Below are 24,095 nucleotides of genomic sequence, written 5' to 3'. Positions count from 1 at the left end.
GGCGAACCCAGTGGCAACCGCGACGGAGCTTCGGCGGTCCCTCTGGGTGCTGGTCGGGGCAGCGACGCTGACGGTCATGGCGGGGGCGATCCTCGGACCGATCGTCCCGCAGATCCAGCGCGAACTCGGCGTCTCCGGCTCCGCGGCCGGCCTCATCATCACGACCCACGGCGGCGTAATCGTGCTCGCGAGCCCGCTCGTGGGATCGCTCGTCGATCGAATCGGTCCGCGCCGCCCCTTCGTCGTCGGCCTGCTCGTCTACGGCCTGGGCGGTGGCGCGGGACTGGTCGTCGACTCGTTCTATCCGCTCCTGGCCTCTCGAGTCGTCCTCGGGCTCGGTACCGCCGCGGTGTACACGTCGGTCACGGTGCTCATCTACGAGCTCTACGAGGGGCAGGCGATGGAACGCGCGCTCGGCTATCGGAGCAGCGCGAACAGCGCCGGTGCCGCGGTGTGGCCGCTGATCGGCGGCGCCGCCGGTGCCCTCGCGTGGAACGCCCCGTTCGGCGTCTATCTCGTCGCGCTCCCGCTGGGCGCCCTCGCCTCGGCGACGATCCCCGAAACGCGTTCCTCGAGCGACGCTGACAATGCAGCCGCAGATGGGAGCGGGAGGAGCGACGAGACTCCCGGCGGTATCACCGAGATCCTCGCCGTGTTCCGCGATCGGCCCGCGCTTCCGCTCGTGTACGTGCTGTACTTCGGTGCGAACGCGCTGCTGTACGTGATCGTCGTCTTTTACCCGCAATTTCTCGCCGGGATCGGCGTGACTGCATCCCTGGATATCAGCCTCTATCTGGCGGCGAACGGTGCCGCGGGCGGCGTCTCGGCTCTCGCGTACGATCGGCTGCTTCGGTACGTCGACCGCTCGACGCTCGTGAGTGTGGCGTTCGTCCTCTGGACGGCCGGATTCGGGATTGCGACGGTGGTGGGAACCGCCGTCGGTGCAGCGCTCCCGGTGATACTGTTCGGCCTCGGTCTCGGGCTGGTGTTCCCGTCGACGTTCGCGTGGATCGAAGCGTTCGCACCGCCGGATCGACAGGGCCAGTTCAGCTCCTACGTCGCCTCGTTCGGCTACACGGGACAGTTCCTCTCGCCGGTACTGTTCGGCGCGCTCGTTCCGATCGCGGGCGTCGGGGACGTGTTCGTCGCCGCCGCTGTCGTCGCCGGCATCGCCGCAGTCGGGCTCGGGACACGGCGATTCCACAGCGGCTAGAATCCGAATCGACGCCTCCCGTAGGGTGGACCAGCGCTCGAGCGAGCACTCTCACCCCTGATCCCTTTTTCACCGGGTGTGGATAGCACGAGTCGGTGATCCCAGTGTCGGACGATATCGAACCCGCATCCGAAGCCCCGCGACCGGAGTCGCTCTGGTTGGCCACGACCCCGACGACCGACTACGACCCCTTCGAGGGCGACCTCGACGTCGACGTGGCAGTCGTCGGCGGCGGCATCACCGGGTTGAGCGCGGCGATCAACCTGAAAGAGACCGGTCGAAGCGTCGCGGTCCTCGAGTCGGATCGAATCGTCGAGAGTACCACCGGCCACACGACGGCGAAGCTGACCTCCCAGCACGGGCTGTACTACGAGACGCTCGTTTCTCGGTTCGGTGAGGAGAAAGCCAGGCAGTACGCGAACGCCAACGAGGCGGCGATCGAGGAAGTCGAACGCCGAGTCGACGACGGGGACATCGACTGTGACTTTCAGCGAACGGACGCGTACACCTACGCGGCCTCGGCCGACGATCTCGAGCAGGTTCGCGACGAGGTCGACGCGGCCCAGCGGCTGGGCCTGCCGGCCTCGTACGTCGAGGAGACGCCGCTCCCGTTCGACGTCGACGGGGCGGTCCGCTTCGACGACCAGGCCCAGTTCCACCCGCGGAAGTATCTGCTCGCCATCGCCGAACAGGTCCACGGGGACGGCAGCTACGTCTTCGAGGAGACACGGGCGCTCGATATCGATCCCGGAACGCCGTGCCGCGTCGAGACGGAGCACGGTGACGTCGTCGCCGGCGACGTGGTCGTCGCGACGCACTATCCGGTCGTCGATCGCGCCGGGTACTTCGCGCGGATGCACCCTCACCGCGCGTATCTGCTCGCGGTTCGAATCGACGGAACGCCGCCCGAGGGGATGTTCTACAACACCGCATCGCCGCCGGCGACGATGCGGCCGTATTCGGTCGCCGACGATGCGGAACCCGCGGGTGACGAGACCAGTGAGCTCCTGATCGTCGGCGGCCAGAGCCACAAGCCGGGGCTCGACGGACCGCCGACGTCCGAGCGGTACCGGCGCTGCGAAGCCTTCGCCCGCGAGCATTTCGACGTCGAGTCGGTCGAGTACCGCTGGTCGACGATGGACTACTACCCGGTCGATCAGGTGCCCTTCATCGGACCGATCGATCCGCTGTCGGAGCACGTCTACGTCGGAACGGGGTTCAAAGGCTGGGGAATGACGAACGGCACCGCCGCGGGGATGATCCTCGCCGATCTGATCACCGAGGGATCGAACCCCTGGGCCGACGTGTTCGACCCGCAGCGACTGACGCCCGGAGCCTCCGCGAAGCGCTTCCTCGAGGAGAACGCGAAAGTCGGCGGCAGTTTCGTGGGCGACCGAATCAAGTCGCTGCTCGCGTCGCTCGGAGCCGACGGCGCGGCCGACATTCCGCCCGGCGACGCCCGCGTCGTTCGGCGGACGAGCCAGCCCGTCGGACTCTACCGCGACGACTCGGGGACGACGCACGCCGTTTCGGCGACCTGTCCCCACATGGGGTGTCTGGTCCGGTGGAACGACGCCGAGCGGACCTGGGACTGTCCCTGTCACGGCTCGCGGTTCACTCACGAGGGCGAGGTCCTGTCCGGACCAGCCGTCGAGGGATTGCTGTACCGAGAACTGTAAGCGGGCTGTGAGAGCCGCTCGCACCTATCGGAAGGAGACCGCCTCGAGATCGATCCGGTTCGGCTCCGGAACTGACTCGCTCGAGACGGCGTAGCTCCCCCGCTCGTCCGCAGTCCCAGTCTCGTCGCCCGGAAGCACGATGACACCCTTGGCCAGCAGCGGCGCGATCACGCCGGCCACGACGGTCCGGGGATCCGACAGCGGCGCACGGACGACGACACGATCGTCCGCCCCGAGGTCGTATTCCTCGAGAATTTCGCGTACGGCCTCGAGTACCTGCCCGTGAGTGACGGTCCGTTCGCCGTCGGTCAAGATGGTTGTCTCGGGATCGATCGAGAGCGGCGGGAACGATGGGTTCTCGCTCCAGAGGCCCGCGTCGAAGTGGTGGACGCCCGGTGCGTCGGGTTCGTCACCGTAGCCGACTCGCTGCGCGCCGCGGGGGAGCTCGTAGTCCGCGAGCCGGTCGACGGGCGCGACGAGCGTTCGGAAGTCGTCCTCGTCCGTGAGATCTCTCGGTGGGTCGAACCGGGTGGTTCCCTCGAGCAGCGTCGTTCCGAAAAAGGCCAGCAGTGCGAGGGGACCGTTGCCGACGACGCCGACGGAGACCCCGTCGCGAACCCCCGCGTGCCGCAGGAAGTTGCCGGCCTTCCACGAGGTCGTACACAGCCAGTGGTAGTCGTACTCCCGGCCCGTCGCGTCGACGAGCGCGATGGTGTCGTCGCGGAGCTCGCGGGTGAGCAAGTCGTCGACCGTCCCAGCGTTCATACCGAACTCTCTGTACCGGGGCGGAAAAAGCGCGCCGACTCACTATGACGGCAGCCCCGTTTTATACCCCCATACGACGGGACTCGTCGGCAACGCCTGGTGCCGGCGTTACTCAGTCGTCTGCAGCAGCCGGCTCGGCGTGATCGATATCGGTTCCGAGACACTCGAGGAATTGGGCGAGCCACTCGGGATGGTCCGGCCACGCCTGCCCCGTCACGAGATTCCCGTCTCGCGTCACGCCCTCAGCCCAGTCGCCGCCGGCGGTTCGGACGTCCGTCTCGAGCGCCGGATAGCCGGTACAGGTCCGGCCGTCGAGGACGTCCGCCGCGGCGAGGAGCTGAACGCCGTGACACAGGCAGGCGACGGGTTTGTCCGCCTCGAAGAAGTGTCGGACGTGCTCGAGGACCGCGTCGTAGGTCCGGAGGTATTCGGGTGCGCGGCCGCCGGGGACGACCAGCGCGTCGTACTCGGACGGCTCGACGGCGTCGAAGTCGTGATTCAGTTCGAACTGATGGCCCGGCTTCTCGGTATAGGTCTGGTCGCCCTCGAAGTCGTGGATCGCCGTCGGACAGGTATCACCGCTCTCCTTGTCCGGACAGACGGCGTGGACTTCGTGGCCGACCATCTCGAGCGCCTGAAACGGCACCATTACCTCGTAGTCCTCGACGAAATCGCCGGCGAGAAGCAGGATTCGTTGTGATGACATGTGCGTTCGGTACTTCGGTCGCACCGACCATAATCCATGGTGAATGATACCGTGACACTCTCCTCGGAGGACGGATACCAGTCAACAGGGTCGCGTCCCGCGGCTATCGGGCGAGCGTTCTATGTGCCCGGTGCTCCTTGCGTATCACATGGAACTCGTCTCGACACCGACGTTGGAATGTTCGGCGTGTGGCGACCAGATCGAAGATACCGGCTACCTACCGGCCACCGAACGCGACGACGGATACGAACCGCTGGCCGACGGGGCGGTCTGTGAGGCGTGTGGATTCAGCGAGATCGGATTGATGGGATGTGCGCCCGAACTCGATGACGTGGTCGATAGCGGTCCCGACGATATTCTCCTGTACGTCCGCACGACGGACGACGGGATCGACGTGGTGAGCACGAAGGGGTAGTCAGTTACCATTCGAAGAGAGCAACGACGACCGACGAGATGTTAGGGTCCGGATCGGTAGTCACCTATCGACGCGTTCTGTACTACACTGTTGTACTCAGGCCGCATTATCGTCTAGAACGGGCTGGAATTCGTGAAGCGAGAAAACCGGGTGCTGAGACAAGGTTAATTGAATGCACCACGAGTCTCGACGTACGCTGACAACACCTCGGCGGATCCCAATAATGCTCACCCCGACAGTAATCACGGAGTTCGACAGGCAAGTGCCGCCGAATACAGCGACAGCGACGTTCGGGCTCGGCTGTTTCTGGGGCCCCGACGCAACGTTCGGTGCGATGGACGGTGTCGTGCGGACGCGGGTCGGGTACGCCGGTGGGACGAAGCCCGACCCTTCCTACGAGGTCATCGGGGATCATTCCGAAGTCGTGCAACTCGAGTACGATCCCGAGCAGCTCTCGTTCGACGAGTTGCTCGATCGGGCGTTCGAGGAACACGACCCGTACCAGCAGCCCGGGAAACGCCAGTACCAGAATATACTCTTCACCGAGACGGCCGAGCAACACGGACGGTTGCGATCGTATCTAGACGAAAGCGAGTTCGATCCGGAGAGAATCACCACGCGCCTCGAAGAGCTCGACCGATTTCACGTCGCGGAAGACTATCATCAGAAGTTCTCCCTTCGCGGAAAACGATGGATCACCGATGCGTTCGCCGAAGCGGACTACGACAACGAGGCGATCAGAGAGTCCCCAGCAGCGGCGAAACTGAACGCCCACGTCGCAGGCCACGAGGTCGATGTTCCGTTCATCGAACAGTCACGTGACCCGAAGCGAAAGGAAGAGAGGAGTTAGAACCGCTCGCAGAAGGCGTACGGAGATCACTATTCCGACGCCCTCGAACGCGAGTCGTTTTGGCACCGGTATCGTCGTTGGTACACGAATCCCTATACAGACGGCAGTATCGTATCCGAGAAGATTATGTAACCGGTATCGTAACGGAGATGAATATCACCGAGTACATTACAGCAATCGGAGGCGATAACAGTCGTGTTACCACACTATGTGGGGAACAGAGTTAGATATCAACGAACCCGAGAGTGTAGTGGCGAGAAACGACGGACCTGATCGCATAGTCGCTCTCAGATCCGCTCCGAGACATCATCAGACTCTCGCCATCCGGAATCGATCCACCGAAGTCAATTGCCATATTGCCACCGGTTTCGGACCACTCGCCCCCACCGAACACCCATTGGCAGGGGGCGCCAACGCTGGCCCTCCCCGTCAGCGTTTCTCCGTAGCAACGATACGTCTCTGGAGCAACCGAACCACTCGGTACGAACCGGCACGGTAATGATTTCCTCACCGCCGTCGGCCGAACTCAGTGTTCGTACCGACGGCAGAGACCGATAGTAGCCACCGGAAGTCAACGCACATCTAATCGCACGGTTGCGTCGAGAGGTTCCAGTGGCCACTACAGTCCACAGTTAGCTACGGGCTCGTAGCAACTCGCGGTCAGCTGCCCCAACGAACGAACGGATACCGAACCTCGCGACTCGGGTCCATACTGGGTTCGTCCGCTAAATACTGTAATCCGGGAAACGGGACCGGATACATGCCCCGGCCTAGAACGCCCGCTTGATCTTCTCGAAGAAGCCTTCCTTCACTTCGATCTCGTCGCCGCCGGCTTCCGCGAACTCCTCGAGCGCCTCGCGCTGATCCTCGTTGAGGCTCTCGGGGGTGACGACCTGGACTTTCACGTAGAGATCGCCCTGTCCGCGGCCGCGCAGGCGCGGCATGCCCTTCCCCTCGAGGCGGAACGTCTCGCCGCTCTGGGTGCCATCCGGGATCTCGAACTCGGCACCGCCCTCGAGCGTGGGGACGTTGACGGTGTCGCCGAAGGTGGCCTGCGGGAACGAAATCGGGAGCCGGTAGCGCAGGTCGTCGCCCTCGCGTTCGAACTCCTCGTGCTCCCGAACCGACACGTCGATCAGCAGGTCGCCATGGGGGCCGCCTTCGGGGCTCGGCGCGCCCTCACCTTCCATTCGGAGGGTCTGGCCCTCCTGAATCCCGGCCGGCACCTCGACGGTCAGCGTCGCCTCGTTGCGGACGTAGCCCTCGCCGCGACACTCGTCGCAGGTTTCGGAGTACAGCGTCCCCTCGCCTTCACAGCGGGGACAGGTGGTCGTCTGCTGGACCCGGCCCAGGGGCGTCTGCTGGACTTGCGTCACCTGCCCGCGACCCTGACACTGCGAACAGGTTTCCGCGTCGGCCTCGGCCGGATGCCCCTCGCCCTCGCAGACGTCGCACTCCTCCGGCCGCTCGACAGTGAACTGCTTTTCCGCGCCCTCGTAGGCCTCCTCGAGGTCGATCTCGAGTTCAGTTCGAAGGTCTCGGCCTTTGCGCGGTCGACGGCGGCCGCGACCGCCGCCACCACCGCCGCCGAAGACCTGTTCGAAGAGGTCGCCGAGGCCGCCGCCACCCATGCCACCGCCGCCCATTCCGCCACCGCCCATGCCGCCGAACGGGCCGCCGCCCATGCCGCCGGCACCGCCGGACTCGCTGGCATCGAAGCCGTGCTTCTCGGCCTGTTCGTAGCGCTCGTGGCCCATCTGATCGTAGGCCTCGCGCTTCTCCTCGTCGGTCAGAACCTGCTTCGCCTTCTGGATTTTCTTGAATTTCTCCTCGGCATCGGGGTCGTCGCTGACGTCCGGATGGTACTCGGTTGCCTTCGACCGATACGCCTGTTTGATCTCCTCGGTAGACGCGTCGGAGCTCACGCCGAGAACATCGTAGAAGTCCTCGCTCATTGGTTGTTCCACCGTTACTCGGTTGAGACACTTGAAACGAACGTTCCAGCATAACCTTTTGCTCTACGCTCCCTCGCATTCGCTCGGTCGCTCGGCAAAAGGTTGATCAAAAGCACGGCGTCACCCCCTCAGCCGCGCCAACGGCGCGGCTTCGAGGGTTCCTTGGCCCGCTCGCTCACTCCGTTCGCTCGCGGTAAGTCTTCCTTCGCTCTTCACGTTTCGAAACGCCGGTACATACACCTCGTTCGTCTAATAGTCTCTGAAAACAACTCGTCCTTGTCAACAGCGAAGATAAAACTGTGTCTGACGGACTGATGAAGGCTCGTTACTCGTCGTCTTCGTCGTCGTCGAAGTCGACGTCCTCGAAGTCCGCGTCGACGAACTCCTCGTCCTCTCCGCCGGCAGCGCCGGATTCGGGGCCGGGGTTCGGGCCGCCGCCCATGCCGCCGGGACCTGCGCCTGCGGCACCGCCAGCGCCCGCTGCGCCACCCGCGGCACCGCCAGCAGCGCCGGCGTCGGCTTCCTGGTAGATCTGCTTGCCGATCTCCTGCAGCTCCTCGCTCAGGGCTTCGGTTGCGGACTCGATATCGTCCGCGTCGGCGTCGTCGTCGTCGATCGTCTCCTCGAGGTCCTCGATCGCGCCCTCGATGTCGGCGCGGAGGTCGTCGTCGACCTGCTCGTCGTTCTCCTCGAGCAGCGTTTCGGCGCGCTGGATCGTGGCTTCCGCCGTGTTGCGGGCCTCGATACGCTGGCGCTTTTGCTGGTCCTCCTCGGCGTGTTTCTCGGCCTCGCGCTGCATCTTCTCGATCTGCTCGTCGGAGAGGCCAGCACCGCCCTCGATGGTGATCTCCTCGGTGGTGCCGCTGCCTTTGTCCTCGGCCGAGACGTTGACGATGCCGTTCTCGTCGATCGAGAACGTGACTTCGATCTGGGGGGTTCCAGCGGGGGCCGGCGGGATGCCGGTCAGGTGGAACTCGCCGAGCATCTCGTTTTCTTCGGCCAGCTCGCGCTCACCCTGGAAGACCCGGACCTGTACCGTGGTCTGGTTGTCCGCCGCGGTCGTGAAGATCTTCGACTCCTCGGTCGGAATCGTCGTATTCTTCTCGATGAGTCGCTCGAAGAGGCCGCCCTTGACCTCGATCCCGAGCGAGAGCGGCGTCACGTCGAGCAGCACGATGTCGTCGACCTCGCCGCCGAGCACGCCGCCCTGAATCGCTGCGCCCAGCGCGACGGCCTCGTCGGGGTTGACGTTCTTCTGGGGTTCCTTGCCGGTCAGCTCCTCGACCTTCTCCGCGACCTGCGGCATCCGGGTCGAGCCACCGACCAGCAGGACTTCGTCGATCTCGTCCTCGTCGTAGCCCGCGTCCTCGAGCGCCTGCTCGGTCGGCTCGACGGTGCGGTCGATCAGATCCTGCGTGAGCGACTCGAACTTGGCGCGAGTCATCGACTCCTCGAGGTGGATCGGTCCGTCGTCGGTCGCCGTAATGAAGGGCAGGTTGATTTCGGTCTCCTTGCGCGAGGAGAGTTCGATCTTGGCCTCCTCGGCGGCGTCCTTGAGCCGCTGGAGGGCCTGCCGGTCGTCGCGCAGGTCGATGCCGTGTTCGTCCTCGAACTCGTCTGCGAGCCAGTCGATGATCGCCTCGTCCCAGTCGTCGCCACCGAGGTCGTTGTCACCGTTGGTCGCGACGACTTCGTAGACGCCGCCGCCGAGATCGAGAATAGAGACGTCGAAGGTGCCGCCACCGAGGTCGTAGACGAGGACGGTCTGATCCTGATCGTCCTCGAGGCCGTAGGCCATGGACGCGGCCGTCGGCTCGTTGATGATTCGTTCGACCTCGAAGCCGGCGATCTCGCCGGCGTCTTTGGTCGCCTGGCGCTGTCGATCGGAGAAGTACGCGGGGACCGTGATGACGGCTTTCTCGACGTCGTCGCCGAGGTAGTCCTCGGCGTCGCGTTTGATCTTCTGGAGGATCATCGCCGAGATCTCCTCGGGCGTATACTCCTCGCCCTCGATCTCTACTGTGTAGTCCTCTTCGCCGATATGGCGCTTGATCGACGCGATCGTCTTCTCCGGATTCTGGATCGCCTGGTTCTTCGCCGGTTTGCCGACGAGTCGTTCGTCGTCGGTAAAGGCGACGACGGAGGGCGTCGTTCGCTCGCCTTCCGCGTTGACGATGATTTCCGGGTCGCCGCCTTCCATCACCGCGAACGCGCTGTTCGTCGTCCCGAGGTCGATTCCGAGAATCTTGTTGCTGGCCATCGTGGGCGGGTATTGTGCGCACTTTGTTTTAAAGGTTACTAGGAACGAGCGGGGTCCGAATTAAACGCGTCTGAGTGGGTTCAAACCGCTAATGTTCGTACTTTGGCCGCAGTAAAAACGGCTGTAACAGCCGGCGCGCCCCGATCGATCGAGAAATATAGTAGCCACTGACAGTCACTGTACACCGAATCGGACGACTACACTGGAGTAGTGTGTAACTAGCTTCAGTGGTGACGATAGTCAGCGCCGTCTTCGCTCACGACTCGTCCGCGTCGGCGCTCGTATCGTCGCTGTCGTCCGCGGCGACTTCGCCGCCGAGTTCGATTGCATCGTCCCCGTCGTTGGGTTCGGAACCGTCTTCGCTCTCAGTCTCGGCTAAATCGTCGGCGTCCGAAGACTCGCCATCGACCGCCTCGGCACCGTCGCCGTCGCTGGATTTCTCGTCGGACCCGTCCACTATCTCAGCGTCGCCACCGTCGTCAGCGAGTTCCCCGTTCGAAACGGTCACCTGAGCGTTCTGAATGACCTTGTCGCCCATCTCGTAGCCGGGCGTGTACACGTCGGCGACGGTCCCCTCGGGCTGATCGCTGTCGACTCGCATCATGACCTCGTGGCGCTGCGGATCGGTGTCCGTCCCCGGCTCGGGATCGATCTCCGCGACGTTTTCGTCCTCGAGGATGCGGTCGAACTCGCGCAGCGTCATCTCGACGCCGTCCCGGAGGCTCTCCGCGTCGCCGCTGTCCTCCTCGAGCGCGCGCTTGAGGTTGTCGCGGACGCCGATGAGCCGCTCGACGAGGTCTTCGGCGGCGCGGTCTTTGATCTGCTGTTGGCGCTTTTTCGCTCGTTTCTTGTAGTTCTGGAAGTCGGCTTGCTTGCGCTTCAGTCGACTCTTCAAATCCTCGATTTCTTCCTCGGACGACTCGAGTTCGTCCTGTAACTCGCCGATGGTCTCGGCCTGGGAGTCGATCCGTTCGGTGAGATCCTCGAGTTCCTCGCGCTGGTGTTTGACGGTTCCGTTGAGATCGCGAGCCTCTTCGACGATGGCCTTGACCTTGCGCGCGAGGTCCTCGTCGTACTCGGACGCCTGATCGAGGATTTCCTGGACGTCCGTGCTCGTCTCGGGTCCGTCCGCGGACGCGTCGTCCGCGTCCGTACTTGTCTCGGTCCCGGCGGCTGCGTCGATCTCACTGTCGGTCGCTTCGCCACTCGAGTCGGCGTCTGCAGCCGCAGGGTCCGATTCCGAGTCGGGAGTCGGTTCCGCTTCCCCATCCGACGACGCCCCAGACTCCACGTCGGCCGTCTCACCGTCGTCGGATTCCTCCTCGGACGGGACACCCTGGGCGGACGAATTCGTGCCCTCGTCTTCGCTCATGTCCCAGTCAACGAACACCGGTAATAAAAGGGTTGAGGTACCCGGCTCGTCGGCGGCGAACCGAAATGGAGTCGCTGGTAACGTGCGTAGGACGACAGCGATTTCGAGGGGGTCGAACACCCGACCGTATATGTACGCTCTTCCCCGATTGTGTTCTGTGACGCGGAGTGCAGCCGAACCGACCGTGATCGAACTCCGGTACGAGGACGGCACGATCCGAATCGACGGCCTCGAGGAGTCGTCAGTGTCCCCCTCGTCGATCCGGACGGCCGTTCCCGACTTCGAGTCCGATCAGCGGACGGGCTGTTGGCGGGTCCCAGCTGGCAGATACGCCGACCTCCGAGCGGCGCTGGCGCGAACGGACGCGGGAGTCGACGATCGCGTCCTCGATCTCGCGTCCGTCTCGGACCTCCACTCGGCGTACGAACTCCGCGACTATCAGGAAACGGCACTCGAGGCCTGGCTCGAAACCGACCGCTGGGCCGAAACGGGCCTCGAGACGGTCCCCGGAGCGCCCGCCGGTGTCCTCGAACTGCCGACCGGGAGCGGGAAAACGGTCATCGCCCTGAAGGCGATCGAACGGCTCTCGGTGCCGACGCTCGTCGTCGTTCCGACCATCGATCTGCTCGAGCAGTGGGTGCGGGAACTCGAACGGGAGTTCGGGAGTCCGATCGGTCGATTCGGCGGGGGCGAGCAGCGACTCGAGCCGATCACGGTTTCGACGTACGACTCTGCGTACCTGAAAGCCGATTCGGTGGGCGACCGATTCGGGTTCGTCGTCTTCGACGAGGCCCATCACCTCGGCGGCGAGGGGTATCGGGAGATCGCGCGGCTGTTGGCCGCCCCCGCGCGACTCGGCCTGACGGCCACATTCGAGCGACCCGACGGCGCACACGAGGTCATCAAAGACGTCGTCGGACCGCTCGTCCACCGCGTCGACGTGGACGAACTCGCCGGTGACCACCTCGCGAACTACGACGTCAAGCGACTCGCGGTCCCGCTCACCCCCGACGAGCGCGAGGAATACGAGCGGAATCAGGAGGTCTTCACGGACTACCTCGCAAAGTCGACCATCGACATGCGAAGCGGCTCGGACTATCAGGAACTCGTCAAGCGCTCCGGCACCGATCCCGAAGCGCGCAAGGCCCTGCTCGCACGCCAGCGGGCTCGAGAGATCATGTTCGGCAGCGAGGCCAAACTCGAGGCCCTCGCGGAGATTCTGGACGATCACCGGGGCGAGCGCACGATCGTGTTCACCGCCCACAACGACCTCGCGTACGACGTCAGCGAGCGATTCCTGATCCCGACGATCACACACCAGACCGGTGCCGCGGAGCGACGGGAGATCTTGGAGCGGTTCCGGGAGGGGACCTACACCCGGATCGCGACCTCGAACGTCCTCGACGAGGGGGTCGACGTCCCCGACGCGTCCGTCGCAGTAGTGTTGTCCGGCAGCGGCAGCGAACGGGAGTTCGTCCAGCGACTCGGGCGGATCCTCCGTCCGAAAGCGGACGGCGGGCGAGCGATTCTCTACGAGGTCATATCCGACGATACCAGCGAGGAACGGATCGCGGGTCGTCGTCGTGACTAATCCACTGGGGGCGCAGTCCGACGAATAGTAGACGTATTCTGGGTCGACTGCGACCTCGAGTGCTCGGCCGAGAGCCGCGACGATCCACCACAGCAGACGGGGGGAGTGGACGGCCGAAAACTACGGAGACGCCATCGGTACTACTACGCGAACGTGAAGCGCCGCCGTTCGGCTGGTCGACGGATCGGTCGATGCAGTCCCGGGTTCCCGACCACGCGATCACCGACGAGGCGCGATCTCGAGGAAGAAGGGAATTTCTGCCCGCGCATCGTAGCACCGCGGAGATGGTACGAACCGCGATTCAGTTGTATACGCTACGCGACCTCGACGGTGGGGTACCGACGCACCTCCGTCGCGTCGGCGAGACCGCGTTCGACGGCGTCGAATTCGCCGGGTTCGGGGAGACGTCGCCGCGGGAAGCCGCCGACGTGCTCGAGACTGTCGGACTGGACGCTGCGAGCGCCCACGTCGGAATCGACGCGCTCGAGGACGATCTCGACGACGTGTGTGATACGTGTGACGCACTCGACTGCGAGCGCGTCGTCGTTCCGTACCTCGACGAGGGCCACTTCGAAACCGCACAGGACATCCGGGAAACGGCGACCCGACTTTCGGACCTCGCCGCCCGGCTCGCGGACCGCGGCCTCGAACTCGGCTACCACAACCACGATCACGAGTTCGTCGACCTCCCCGACGACGATCGGAGCGCGTTCGAGTTGCTGATCGACGAAACCGACGACGCCCTGCTGATCGAACTCGACGTCGGATGGACGGCTGCCGCGGGGCACGATCCCGTCGCGCTGCTCGAACGACTCGAGGGGCGCGTCCCGCTCGTTCACCTCAAAGACGTGGCCGACGGCCGGCCGGTCGAGCTCGGCGACGGTGAGGTGGATATCGACGCGTGCGCCGCGGCCGCTCGCGGTTCTGGTGCCGAGTGGCTCGTCTACGAGCACGACGACCCGGCGGATTCCGCCGCTTCGCTCGAACACGGCGCGGGGGTGCTCGAAACGCTCCGGGACTGACTCGTCGCCTGCCGGCTCAGAGCAGTGGCGGTGGCTGTGGTCGTCTTCGGCAGATGGTCCGGATTGCCGTAGCGCACAGTGATCTGATAGCGAAAGGCGGCGAAGGCGTCTGTACGACCGCTCTCGAACCCGCCGAGGGATCACCGCGACGGATTGCACGTGTTAGTCGCCGTTTTACCCTGCAATCGCCGACATCCTCGAGCGATGGCGCTACAACAGATCGACGGTGAAGGTGGGAGGAGATGGATTCGAAAACTCGTGGCAATCGACGCGACCGAGAGTCGGCACCCGGCCACGTCCGGCCCGGTGTACTTGGGAATCCGCCTCGTTCGATCCCCTGATGACTGGTGGCGACGCGAATCCGGGAGACGGGCCGGGCGAGAACGCACGTCGACTGATCCTCAATCCGACGAGCGGGGACGAGGATCACGTCGAACGAGTTCGTCGGCTGGCCGCAGACTACGGCTTTCGGACAGTCGAGACCGAACGCGCGGGCCACGCGGTCGACCTCGCGAGGCAGGCCGCGGTCGACGGCGTCGACCAGCTCGCGGCCTGCGGCGGGGACGGAACCGTCCACGAAGTCGTCCGGGGGCTCGTCGCGGTCGACGCGCTCGAGGACGTGACCCTCTGTATCGTCCCGGCGGGAACGGCGAACATCGCCGCGTCGGCGCTGGGAATCGACGGCCTCGAGGAGGGGTTCACGGCCGCGATGCTGGGCGAGACGAAGCGACTCGATCTGGGGACGGCCGACGGCGAACCGTTCGTGCTGTCGGCCATCGCGGGGCTCCCGGCGGTAGCGAGTACGGCCACCTCCGGCAATCTCAAGGAACGGCTCGGTACGTTCGCGTTCGTGATCGAAGGCCTGCAGACGGCCCGGGAGTTCGACGGCCTCGAGGTCGCGGTCGACGCCGGCGCGGGCGACGAGGATCACGCATGGCGGGGCGAAGCGCTGTGTCTGCTGATCGGCACGCTCCGTCGGTTCGTCGCCGAAAACGAACCGTCGAACGCTGAAGACGGCCGCCTCGAGGTGACGGTCGTCGATCGAGTTCCGCCGACGGACGCGATAGCCGAGGCCGTCGAACGACGGTTCTTCGACCGGGAGACACCCCACGTCACGACGATCGAGACGTCCGCACTCGAGGTCGTCGCCCTCGAGGGCGAGCCGGTGCAGTTTAGCCTCGACGGCGAGCGCCGGGAGTACGATCGAGTCGAAATCGGCGTTCGACCGCGAGCGCTCCGGGTCTGCGTGGGGGCGGAGTACGCGACGCGAGCGTGAGGATTCGCGCCGCTCGCCCGCTCAATCGGCGGCGGTCTCGGCGTCGTGATCGACGTACGGGATCTCCTCCTCGAGGACGTCGCGCTCGAAGTAGAGCAGTTCCGCCGCGAACACCGCGACCGCGATGAGCAACACGGCGTAGAACGTCCCTCGTTCGGCGGTGTAGAGGTGATAGAACATGAGGACGAACGAGAGTCCGCCGCCGAGCGCGCCGACGGCCGGCGGGGCCGCGGCGATCCGGTCGGTGTCCCGCTGGCCGAGCGCGAGCGCGCACATCGCACCGAAAACGATGATAAAGGAGAGCGAGGCGAACGCGGTGATCGCCGAGAGGCTCCCGTAGGCGGTGAACGCCGCCGTCACGACCCCCAGGATGAGAAGCGTGCGAGTGGGGACGCCGCTGACGCTCGCGTCGCCCGCGCGGTCGGGCAACAGATCGTCGGTGAGCATTCCCTTGGCGAAGTACCCCGCCGAGAACAGCGTCGCGTTGATCGCGCTCCCCGTCGAGAACAGCGCCGACAGCGAGATGACGATCCCAGCCGCACTCGCCAGCCCGACCGCGCCACCGATCGTCGAGGCGGCGTTGACCAGCGCGGTGTGGGGGTTGTGCTGAATGGCACTCGGCGCGAGGTTGTAGGTCACCAGCGCCACCAGCATGTAGATCACCACCGCAACCGGGATGGAGAGGTAGATCGCCTTCGGGATCGTCTCGAGCGGGTCGGCGATACTCTCCTGATCGTAGAACAGCAACTGCCACCCCTGGAAGGCCACGAACGAGACGGCGGCCGCCATGATCGGGCTGAACGACGTGAGCCTGGACGTTCCGAACGCGACGGATTCGGACGAGACGAACAGTGCATAGACGACCCCCGCGAGGCCGAAGGCGACGAGGACGAGGACCTTCACTGAGGTGAGGACGTTCTCCGCCGAGCCGGTCGCACGGGTGCCGAGCAGGTTCAGCCCGACGAACCCGGCGATCACGAGGACGGAGATACCCGGCCGCAGCGGGAGCCCGCCGATCGACGACGGGACCCCCGGAAGTGAGATGGTGAATTCCGCGAACGCGAAGGCGTACATCGCCATCGATCCGACGTACCCGAACAGCAGCGTCCAACCGATCATCCCGGCCAGCGTCGAGTTGCCGGTAAACGACTGGACGAACGTCACCGATCCGCCGCCGCTATCGTCGTCGCCGTCGTCCGTCGCAAGTTCGTTCAACCCGACGTAGGAATAGGCAGCGCAAATAGCGAAGATGCCGGCGAGGAGGAACGCGAACCACGTCGCGGCGCGCGCGATTCCGGTCACGACGCCGAGGACGGCGTAGATTCCACCGCCGATCATTCCACCGAGTGCCATCGATACGGCTTCGGTGAGGCCGAAGCTGCCGTCGCCCATGATCGGTCGTAGGCCGTTCCCGCGGCTAATAGTATCGCGTGCAATTGCAACGGGCGCGAGCGGGTCCCTGGTCGCTGACTCGTTCGAACGGGGAGCGCGGTAGACGAGACGGACTCAGGCCGTCGATCCGACACCTCCCACCGGTAAGTTGCGGTTCGAGGTTCAGGACGCTGGCGGCAACGTACTGGCCGTCGAGCAGTTCAGCTTCGAGTGCGCCTGACAGGCGCACCCGTCGTGAGTTATCCGACTGTCCGCCGTTCCGGTCGCGGATCGACGCGTCCGGGCGACTTTTGACCCCGACGCGCCGAGTGAGAGTGGATGCTGACGAAGAACCTGCTCCGCGTCTCGCGAGCCGGGGGCGGCTACCATCCCCAGTTCGCCGACCGCGAGCACCGCCCGCTCGCCGCTCGCGTGATCGGCACCTATCAGGGTCACGTCGGCGAATCGCGCGCGGAGCTCGAGGCCGCGCTCACTGCGCTCGAACGCGGGACGCAGGCCGTCCCGGATACCTCGAGCGGGTCACCGCGAGAGCGAGAGGTCGACGATTTCAAACTCGTGCGCGGCCTCTCGGCGCTCCTCGAGCGGGAGGCGACCTTCGAGACGGATGCCGAGATCGAGCCCGAACGGGCCCGCAGAGCCGCATTCGAGGCGGCCGAAGCGGTCGGCGTCGTCACAGAAGACGAACGCACGACGGCGCTCGTTCGGGCGAGTGACTCGCTCGACGTCTCGGCGGACGAACTCGAGACCGCCCTCTACGCGGACCTCGAGGAGCGGCAGATCCTGACCGCGGTCGAGCCGCGCTGGGAACCAGACGAGCTGATCGCCCAGTACAACCTCTCGCTCGCACAGACGGCGCTGTTCGACGCGACCGAGGTTCGGGTGCGCTCGAGCGATCCGAAGGCCCTGATTTCGACGATCAAGCGCCTGCGACTGATGTACGAGATTCGACGACTCGACGGCGAGTCCACCGAGTCCGCGGACGGAAGGTCGGCCGTCTCCGAACGCGAGGTCGTCGTGACCGGACCGTCGCGCCTCTTTCGGGCGACCCGGCGGTACGGAACGCGGTTCGCGCGCCTGTTGCGGACCGTCGCGAAGAGCGAGCGGTGGTCTCTCGAGGCGACGATCGACGATCGGGGGACCGAACGCACGCTCTCGCTCTCCGACGAGGATCCGATTCGAGTCCCCGACGCCGAGCCGATCGCGGACGTGACGTTCGATAGCAGCGTCGAAGCCGATTTCGCCGCCCGGTTCTCGAATCTGGACCTCGACTGGACCCTCGTCCGCGAACCGGAGCCCCTCGCGACGGGAACGCGGGTGATGATCCCGGATTTCGCCTTCGAGTACGATCCGACCGGAACCGCCCGTAGCGACTCGGGAGCGGACGGTCACGGCGACTTCCGCCTCTACTTCGAGATCATGGGCTTTTGGACGCCCGAGTACGTCGCGAAGAAGCTCTCCCAGCTCGGCGACCTCGAGGACGTCGACATGCTCGTCGCCGTCGACGAATCGCTGGGCGTCGGCGAGGAGATCGCGGCCCGCGACCACCGGGCGATTCCCTACTCGGAAACGGTTCGAGTGAAAGACGTCGCCGACGTCCTTCGGGAGTACGAACGCCAGCTGGTTGCCGAGAGCGCGGCCCGACTCCCCGACGAGTTACGCCCGGACGAGGCCGTGATCTCGCTCGAGACGCTCGCCGCGACCCACGGCGTGAGCACGGACGCCCTCGCGGACGCGGCCACGCCCGAGCACGAACGGGTCGGGCGGACGCTGATTCGCCCGACAGTCATCGAATCGCTCGCCGAGGAGATCGAGCCGGGAATGGATCTCGCGGAGGCCGAGGCGGTGCTCGAGGAGTACGATATCGCCGACTCGAGTGCGGTACTCTCCCGGCTCGGCTATCGAGTCGAATGGGACGGGCTGGCTGGCGGTGTTCTCGCCGACCGGGAGTAGTCGATGCGGGGAACGGCCGGCACGGCCCGGGTAACCGGACGACGAACTGGGTACCAACGTACGTTGTACTTACTCTTAAGAACGTAAAGCCCCAGATATTGGGTAGTGCCCCAGTCCTCCTCCAACGACCCCGTCTCTCTCCTCCTCGTCGAGGACAACCCCGGCGACGTCCGGCTCATAAAGGAAGCCTTCAAATCCGCCGGGTTCGCGACGACGTTTCACACGGTCTCCGACGGCGATGCCGCGCTCGAGTTCCTTCGAGAGCGCGCGGCGACCGAAATAGGCCCCGACCTGATACTTTTGGACCTGAACCTCCCGAAAACGAGCGGGTTCGAGGTCCTCGAGGGGGTCAGGGACGATCCGAAACTGCCGTCGGTGCCGGTGCTCGTCCTCACGAGTTCGGCGGCGACCGAGGACGTCGTCAAGAGTTACGAACTGTGCGCGAACGCCTATCTCACCAAGCCGACCGATCCGGACGAGTTCGCCGATATCGGTCGGGCGGTCGAAGCGTTCTGGATCGACGAGGCGACGCTGCCGCCGCTCTCACCGTAAGATCGGCCCCTCATCGAGGACAGTGGGGCCAGGTCGTTCAGCAGGAGTGCGACGGAGTCACGCTACGACTCGAGGTCCCGCTGTCGCCCCTTCGGTACCATCGAACGGAGTTCGCCGTGGACGTAGAGGCCGACGCCGAGCGGTACGAGCTCGCTTCCATCGACGGCGTCGCCGTCTCGTACCGGTCGGCCCTCCGGCCCGACCCCGACCTCGTGAGCGGCGATGAGATACCCCCAGTCGCCGTCCCACCACTCGAGTTCCTGATCCTCACCGGTCGCAAAGCGCCGCGCCTGCTCGCGATCGAGCTCGATCACGCACTCGGTCGCGTGGTGCCCGAATCGCTGGACGAAGTCCGTCGTGGGCTTCCAGTGTTCCTGCCGAGTGCGCAGGCAAGTCATCCCGATCGCTTCGATCCGGAGCGGCGTCGGTGCCTCGCCGCCGTAGATCCAGATCTTGCCCGCGCCCTTCTCCCAGAACGTGTAGTCGTCGAAGGTCTCGGGCGGAATCCCGAACCGGTCCGCGAAGAGGTCGACGACCTCCTCGCGCGTCGCCCGACCATCGACCGTGCGTTCGGCGTCGGTCGCCGGCAACCGATCGAACCGCTGGCCGTCGTTCGTCTCGCGCTCGTCGCTCTCGCGTCCGTCGCTCATTCGGCGGTCACCTCCAGTTTCGCGACGAAGAAGCCGCCGGTGTCGTTCTGATGCGGGTAGATTCGGGCGGCGTTCTCGAGACTCGAGTCGAACGCGTCGCCGTCCCACGCTGTCAGTCCCGGCGAGTGCTCGAGGGCGAGATCGAAGTCGACGACGCGGCAGCCCTCCTCGTCCAGCGCGTGCTGGACGACGGCCTCGTTCTCCTCGGGCGCGAAGGTACACGTCGAGTAGACCACCGTGCCGCCCTCGCGAGTGGCCTGGATCGCCCGGCGGATGATCCCCTTCTGGATGCCCGCGACGGAGGAGATGTGCCCCTCGGACCAGTTGTCCAGCGCGTCGGGGTTCTTCCGGATCGTCCCCTCGCAGGAACAGGGGGCGTCGACGAGGGTCCGATCGAAGCGGTCGAAGTCGAACCGCTCGAGCGAGTAGTTGCGCGCGTCGTCGTTGGTCACCGCGAGACTGGTCGCGCCGAGGCGCTCGGCGTTGAACCGCAGCGCCGAGATACGGCCGAGGTTGTTGTCGTTCGCGACGACCGTCCCGCGGTCGTCCATCAGCGCCGCGATCTGGGTCGCCTTGCTCCCGGGGGCGGCACAGCAGTCCCAGACTCGCTCGCCGGGTTCGGGGTCGAGAACGATCGGCGGCACCGCCGAGACCTCCTCCTGGCCGGTGGTAAAGCCGTGGAACGAGGTCCACGTCGATCCCGGCGAGTCAGTCTCGAGGCGCAGCACGCGCGGGTTCCAGTCGGCCTGCTCGTAGGCGACGCCCTCCTCCGCGAGGGCCGCGAGCGTTCGCTCGACCGAGGCCTTGATCGTGTTCACGCGGACGGCGTTGCCCAGCGATCGCTCGCAGGCCGCCAGAAACGCGTCGAAATCGTCGATAATCGGTCGATACCGCTCGAGTGGCTCCATCGAGCGCGGATTCGAGCGGGTAGCGCTTGTGGCTTTCGAAGCGTACGGGAGCAGACGGGACGTCGATCCGCCGCGCGTCCGCCGCCCTCGATTTTATGCCGTTGACGGTGGATATCGGAATATGACAGGAATCCGCGTTCAGGGACCGGAAGCCGAACTCGAGAATCCGACCCTCGTCGAGGGGTTTCCGGGCGTCGGCCTCGTCGGGAAGATCGCGACCGACCACCTCGTCGACCGGCTCGACATGCGGTACTACGCCAGCGTTCACTGCGAGGGGCTCCCCAGAATCGGCGTCTACCGTAGCGGTGATCGGACGGCGCGCCCGCCGGTCCGACTCTACGTCAGCGAGGAGCACGACCTGCTCGCGCTCCAGAGCGACGCGCCGATCAGTTCCAGCGCCGTCGACAGCGTCGCCGACTGTCTGACTGGGTGGATCGTCGACCAGAACGCGACGCCGCTCTATCTCAGCGGGCTCCCTGCAGAACGCGAGACCGAGGACCGACCCGACATCTACGGGATCGCGACCGGGGACGCCGGCGACCGGCTCGAGGCGACCGACATCCCGGTTCCGCCCGAGGACGGCGTCATCACCGGGCCGACGGGGGCGCTCATCAACCGCGCCGCACACGAGAACTACGGGAGCGTCGGCCTCGTCGTCGAGTGCGACCACCAGTTCCCGGATCCCGAGGCCGCGAGCGTCCTGCTCGAGGACGGGATCGGGCAGGTCGCGGATATCGAGGTGGACGTCCAGGAGCTCGTCGACCGCGCGGAGGAGATCCGCGCGAAACGCGAGGAGTTAGCCCAGCAGATGCAGGCGATCGGACAGGACGAGAGTTCGCAGGCCCAGCCGCTACGGATGTACCAGTAACGGATTCGGACGGTTTTGCAGCCGTTTTCGAGCGATTCGGATCGGTATCGGTCCCGGCGATTTCTCCGTCCGACCGACGGCCGGATTCACGCCCGATAGCGTCGAAAATCGAGCTAACATATATCGTACTTCGTGTGGGAGTTATGGTATGTCACGCGAGACGGAACTCACGGGGCTTTCCGCGACGGACCTCGCGGCCCGGATCCGAACCGGCGACGTCACGGCGACCGAAGCCGTCGAGGCTCACCTCGAGCGAATCGACTCCAGAGACGGCGAGATCAACGCGTTCGTCACCGTCTGCGAGGACGAAGCGCTCGAGGCCGCAGCCGAGGCAGACCGGGCACTGGAAGACGGAGCAGACGTCGGTCCGCTCCACGGCGTCCCCCTCGCACTGAAGGACCTCGGTTCGTTGAAGGAGGGCGTCCGCCACACGTACGGCTCCGCGCTCTTCGCGGACCACGTCGCCGATCGGACCTCGGCGATCGTCGAGCGACTCGAGGACGCCGGCGCGATCGTGATCGGGAAGACGAACACGCCGGAGTTGGGCCACAAGGGGACGACGGATAACGAACTGATCGGGGCGACGGCGTCGCCGATCGACACCGACCTGAACGCGGGCGGCTCCTCCGGCGGCTCGGCCGCGGCGCTCGCAGCGGGTATGACGCCCATCGCGACGGGCAGCGACGCGGGCGGCTCGCTGCGCATTCCGGCCGCCGCCTGCGGCGTCTACGGATTCAAACCGACCTTCGGCCTGATACCGGACGACGGCAGGCCGAGCGCCTTCGGCCGGGAACTCCAGCACACCACGAAGGGGCCCATGACCCGAACCGTCGAGGACGCCGCGCTCTTGCTTTCGCTGATGGACGGGCCCCACCCCGACGATCCGAACAGCGTCCCCGTCGATATCGACTACCGCGACGCGGTCGAGCGGTCGATCGACGACTACCGGATCGCGTACAGTCCCGACCTCGACGCCTTCCCGATCGACGACGAGGTGCGTGCGGTCGTCGACGACGCGGTCACCGCGTTCGCGGATGCGGGTGCGACGGTCGACACGGTTACGCTCGACCACGGCTATTCGATGGCCGAGCTGAGCGAGGCCGCGATGCCGGCGTACACGACCTCCGTCCTCGAGAGCGCGACGGTCATCGAGGAGGCACACGGCGTCGACTTTCTGGAGCGGTCCGACGAGGTCTCCGACAGTCTCCTCGCAATGTTGCACGTCGGGGAGGAGTACGGCCCCGAAGACGTCGCTCGGTCCGGCATCGTCCGGACGGGAGTCTACGACGCGGTTCAGGACCTGTTCACCGACTACGACCTGCTCGTGGCACCGACGCTCTCGCGGGCCGATCTCGGCCTCCACGCCGACCTCGGCGCCGAAGCCTGGGAGTGGCCGCTGACCTGGCCCTTCAACTGGACCGGTCACCCCGTCGCGTCCGCACCGGCCGGACTGACCGACCGCGGTCACCCCGTCGGTCTCCAGCTCGTCGGCCGTCGGTTCGCGGACGACGATATCCTCGCGGCGAGCGCGGCGCTCGAGCGCGAGCGGCCCTGGAACCACCTCTACGAGTAGCGGTCGATCGAATCACGGTTACCGTTCACAGCCCTCGTTCGGCCGTTTCGCGGGGTATTCCGCTGTCGCAAGGCGAACCGATGACCGGTACCCAAACCCATTTTCGCGTCCTGGGCGTTCGGTCGGGCATGGGAACTCACGACGCCGAAGCGATCGCACCGGAGACGTGTCCGACCGCGAACGGCATGCCGATGCTCGGCCTCGGCACCTGGCAGAACGACGATCCCGAGCAGTGCGCCGAGAGCGTCCGGACGGCTCTCGAGATGGGGTACCGACACATCGACACGGCTCAGGCCTACGACAACGAGGAAGCCGTCGGCGAGGGCATCGCGGCCGCCGACATCGACCGCGACGAGATCTTCCTGGCGACCAAGATCTGGATCTCGAACCTCGCACACGACGACATCCTCGAGACGGCTCGCGCGAGCCTGGATCGGCTCGGCGTCGACTACGTCGACCTGCTGTACGTCCACTGGCCGGCTGGGGAGTACGACGCCGAGGGGACCCTCTCGGCCCTCTCGGAACTGTACGAGGAGGGGCTGATCGAGAACGTCGGCGTCAGTAACTTCCGGCCCGAAGACCTCGAGGTCGCCGTCGACGTCTGCGACGCGCCGATCTTCGCGAATCAGGTCGAACTGCATCCGCTGCTTCCTCAGGAAGCGATTCGGGAGGCCTGCGACAACTACGACGTCGAGGTCGTCGGCTACTCGCCGCTGGCCCGCGGACAGGTGTTCAACCAGCCCGAGATCAAGGAGGTCGCCGCGAAACACGACGCCAGCGAGGCACAGGTTAGCCTCGCCTGGGCGCGCGAGAAGGGCGTCACGACGATTCCGAAGGCGACGGGCGAAGACCACATCGGTGACAACTGGGAATCGCTGACGGTCGACCTCGATCGGGAGGACCTCAATACGATCGACGCGATCGACGAGACGAATCGCGCGGTCGACCCCGACTTCGCGCCCTGGAACTGATCGGCGCGGCGACTGCGGTTTCCGTCCGATTCTATCGGGATCGTCCCTTCGGTTATCGTCCCTGCTATTCGGTGTCCGAGATCGGAGACGCTACCGACTCGCTGTCGACGTATCACCGCGGAAGAAA

Annotated in this window: 20 protein-coding genes; 12 read left to right on the top strand and 8 right to left on the bottom strand. The window is 65.6% G+C overall.

The window, feature by feature from the left end:
• Positions 1 to 10: 10 nt before the first annotated feature.
• Both LDB05_RS04590 and LDB05_RS04585 read left to right on the top strand, forming a co-directional pair.
• Positions 11 to 1,213 carry an MFS transporter gene (locus LDB05_RS04590; RefSeq protein WP_226006750.1) on the top strand — a complete coding sequence of 401 codons (1,203 nt, stop codon included), beginning with the start codon at positions 11 to 13 and terminating at the stop codon, positions 1,211 to 1,213.
• A gap of 104 nt (positions 1,214 to 1,317) precedes the next feature.
• Complete coding sequence (locus tag LDB05_RS04585) at positions 1,318 to 2,892, top strand: FAD-dependent oxidoreductase (protein ID WP_226007867.1); 1,575 nt, start codon at positions 1,318 to 1,320, stop codon at positions 2,890 to 2,892.
• Positions 2,893 to 2,916: 24 nt separating this feature from the next.
• Here LDB05_RS04585 and LDB05_RS04580 read toward each other — a convergent pair whose 3' ends face one another.
• A complete protein-coding gene (locus LDB05_RS04580) occupies positions 2,917 to 3,657 on the bottom strand; it encodes a hypothetical protein (RefSeq protein WP_226006749.1) in 741 nt (246 codons plus the stop codon).
• 112 nt (positions 3,658 to 3,769) lie between these two features.
• On the bottom strand, positions 3,770 to 4,363 hold the full coding sequence (locus LDB05_RS04575) for a DJ-1/PfpI family protein (RefSeq protein WP_226006748.1): 594 nt from the start codon (positions 4,361 to 4,363) through the stop codon (positions 3,770 to 3,772).
• A gap of 148 nt (positions 4,364 to 4,511) precedes the next feature.
• Here LDB05_RS04575 and LDB05_RS04570 point away from each other — a divergent pair, with 148 nt between their 5' ends.
• Positions 4,512 to 4,778 (top strand): hypothetical protein, encoded by a 267-nt coding sequence (locus tag LDB05_RS04570; RefSeq protein ID WP_226006747.1) that lies wholly within the window; start codon positions 4,512 to 4,514, stop codon positions 4,776 to 4,778.
• Positions 4,779 to 4,998: 220 nt separating this feature from the next.
• Positions 4,999 to 5,628, top strand: coding sequence for a peptide-methionine (S)-S-oxide reductase MsrA (locus LDB05_RS04565; protein ID WP_425498602.1), 630 nt, complete (start codon positions 4,999 to 5,001; stop codon positions 5,626 to 5,628).
• A 770-nt stretch (positions 5,629 to 6,398) separates the two neighbouring features.
• Here LDB05_RS04565 and dnaJ read toward each other — a convergent pair.
• The 3 genes from dnaJ to LDB05_RS04550 form a co-directional block, all read right to left on the bottom strand.
• Positions 6,399 to 7,583 (bottom strand): molecular chaperone DnaJ, encoded by a 1,185-nt coding sequence (gene dnaJ / locus LDB05_RS04560; RefSeq protein ID WP_226006745.1) that lies wholly within the window; start codon positions 7,581 to 7,583, stop codon positions 6,399 to 6,401.
• 325 nt (positions 7,584 to 7,908) lie between these two features.
• On the bottom strand, positions 7,909 to 9,843 hold the full coding sequence (gene dnaK / locus LDB05_RS04555) for a molecular chaperone DnaK (protein ID WP_226006744.1): 1,935 nt from the start codon (positions 9,841 to 9,843) through the stop codon (positions 7,909 to 7,911).
• 256 nt (positions 9,844 to 10,099) lie between these two features.
• Entirely contained in the window at positions 10,100 to 11,215 is a 1,116-nt protein-coding gene (locus LDB05_RS04550) for a nucleotide exchange factor GrpE (protein WP_226006743.1), read from the bottom strand.
• A gap of 130 nt (positions 11,216 to 11,345) precedes the next feature.
• On the opposite strand from LDB05_RS04550, the gene LDB05_RS04545 reads away from it, so the two are divergent.
• From LDB05_RS04545 to LDB05_RS04535, 3 genes are all read left to right on the top strand, one after another.
• Positions 11,346 to 12,806: a DEAD/DEAH box helicase family protein gene (locus LDB05_RS04545; RefSeq protein WP_226006742.1), complete on the top strand. Its 1,461-nt coding sequence runs from the start codon at positions 11,346 to 11,348 to the stop codon at positions 12,804 to 12,806.
• Between the two features lie 284 nt (positions 12,807 to 13,090).
• Positions 13,091 to 13,828 carry a sugar phosphate isomerase/epimerase family protein gene (locus LDB05_RS04540; RefSeq protein WP_226006741.1) on the top strand — a complete coding sequence of 246 codons (738 nt, stop codon included), beginning with the start codon at positions 13,091 to 13,093 and terminating at the stop codon, positions 13,826 to 13,828.
• 340 nt (positions 13,829 to 14,168) lie between these two features.
• Positions 14,169 to 15,104 (top strand): diacylglycerol/lipid kinase family protein, encoded by a 936-nt coding sequence (locus LDB05_RS04535; RefSeq protein ID WP_226006740.1) that lies wholly within the window; start codon positions 14,169 to 14,171, stop codon positions 15,102 to 15,104.
• 21 nt (positions 15,105 to 15,125) lie between these two features.
• Here the strand turns inward: LDB05_RS04535 and LDB05_RS04530 are convergent, their stop codons facing one another.
• Positions 15,126 to 16,496, bottom strand: coding sequence for an APC family permease (locus LDB05_RS04530; protein WP_226006739.1), 1,371 nt, complete (start codon positions 16,494 to 16,496; stop codon positions 15,126 to 15,128).
• A gap of 318 nt (positions 16,497 to 16,814) precedes the next feature.
• Between LDB05_RS04530 and LDB05_RS04525 the strand changes: the two genes are divergently transcribed.
• Together LDB05_RS04525 and LDB05_RS04520 are read left to right on the top strand one after the other, a co-directional pair.
• Positions 16,815 to 18,446: a DUF790 family protein gene (locus tag LDB05_RS04525; protein ID WP_226006738.1), complete on the top strand. Its 1,632-nt coding sequence runs from the start codon at positions 16,815 to 16,817 to the stop codon at positions 18,444 to 18,446.
• Between the two features lie 105 nt (positions 18,447 to 18,551).
• Positions 18,552 to 18,998 (top strand): response regulator, encoded by a 447-nt coding sequence (locus LDB05_RS04520; protein WP_226006737.1) that lies wholly within the window; start codon positions 18,552 to 18,554, stop codon positions 18,996 to 18,998.
• Positions 18,999 to 19,060: 62 nt separating this feature from the next.
• Here LDB05_RS04520 and LDB05_RS04515 read toward each other — a convergent pair whose 3' ends face one another.
• Positions 19,061 to 19,648 carry a DUF7122 family protein gene (locus tag LDB05_RS04515; protein ID WP_226006736.1) on the bottom strand — a complete coding sequence of 196 codons (588 nt, stop codon included), beginning with the start codon at positions 19,646 to 19,648 and terminating at the stop codon, positions 19,061 to 19,063.
• A complete protein-coding gene (locus LDB05_RS04510) occupies positions 19,645 to 20,556 on the bottom strand; it encodes an RsmB/NOP family class I SAM-dependent RNA methyltransferase (RefSeq protein ID WP_226006735.1) in 912 nt (303 codons plus the stop codon). Before LDB05_RS04510 ends, LDB05_RS04515 begins: the two co-directional genes overlap by 4 nt.
• A 121-nt stretch (positions 20,557 to 20,677) precedes the next feature.
• On the opposite strand from LDB05_RS04510, the gene LDB05_RS04505 reads away from it, so the two are divergent.
• The 3 genes from LDB05_RS04505 to LDB05_RS04495 all read left to right on the top strand — a co-directional run bounded on the left by LDB05_RS04505 (position 20,678) and on the right by LDB05_RS04495 (position 23,968).
• Complete coding sequence (locus tag LDB05_RS04505) at positions 20,678 to 21,424, top strand: proteasome assembly chaperone family protein (protein ID WP_226006734.1); 747 nt, start codon at positions 20,678 to 20,680, stop codon at positions 21,422 to 21,424.
• Between the two features lie 148 nt (positions 21,425 to 21,572).
• The gene (locus LDB05_RS04500) at positions 21,573 to 22,997 is read left to right on the top strand and encodes an amidase (RefSeq protein ID WP_226006733.1); all 1,425 of its coding nucleotides are present in this window, start codon (positions 21,573 to 21,575) and stop codon (positions 22,995 to 22,997) included.
• A 128-nt stretch (positions 22,998 to 23,125) separates the two neighbouring features.
• Positions 23,126 to 23,968 carry an aldo/keto reductase gene (locus LDB05_RS04495; RefSeq protein WP_226006732.1) on the top strand — a complete coding sequence of 281 codons (843 nt, stop codon included), beginning with the start codon at positions 23,126 to 23,128 and terminating at the stop codon, positions 23,966 to 23,968.
• Positions 23,969 to 24,095: the final 127 nt, after the last annotated feature.

It is taken from the genome of Natrinema salinisoli (assembly GCF_020405205.1).
Taxonomy (GTDB): Archaea; Halobacteriota; Halobacteria; order Halobacteriales; family Natrialbaceae; genus Natrinema; species Natrinema salinisoli.
The sequence above is the reverse complement of the archived record's forward strand: the minus strand, read 5'-3'. Positions and strand labels throughout refer to the sequence as shown.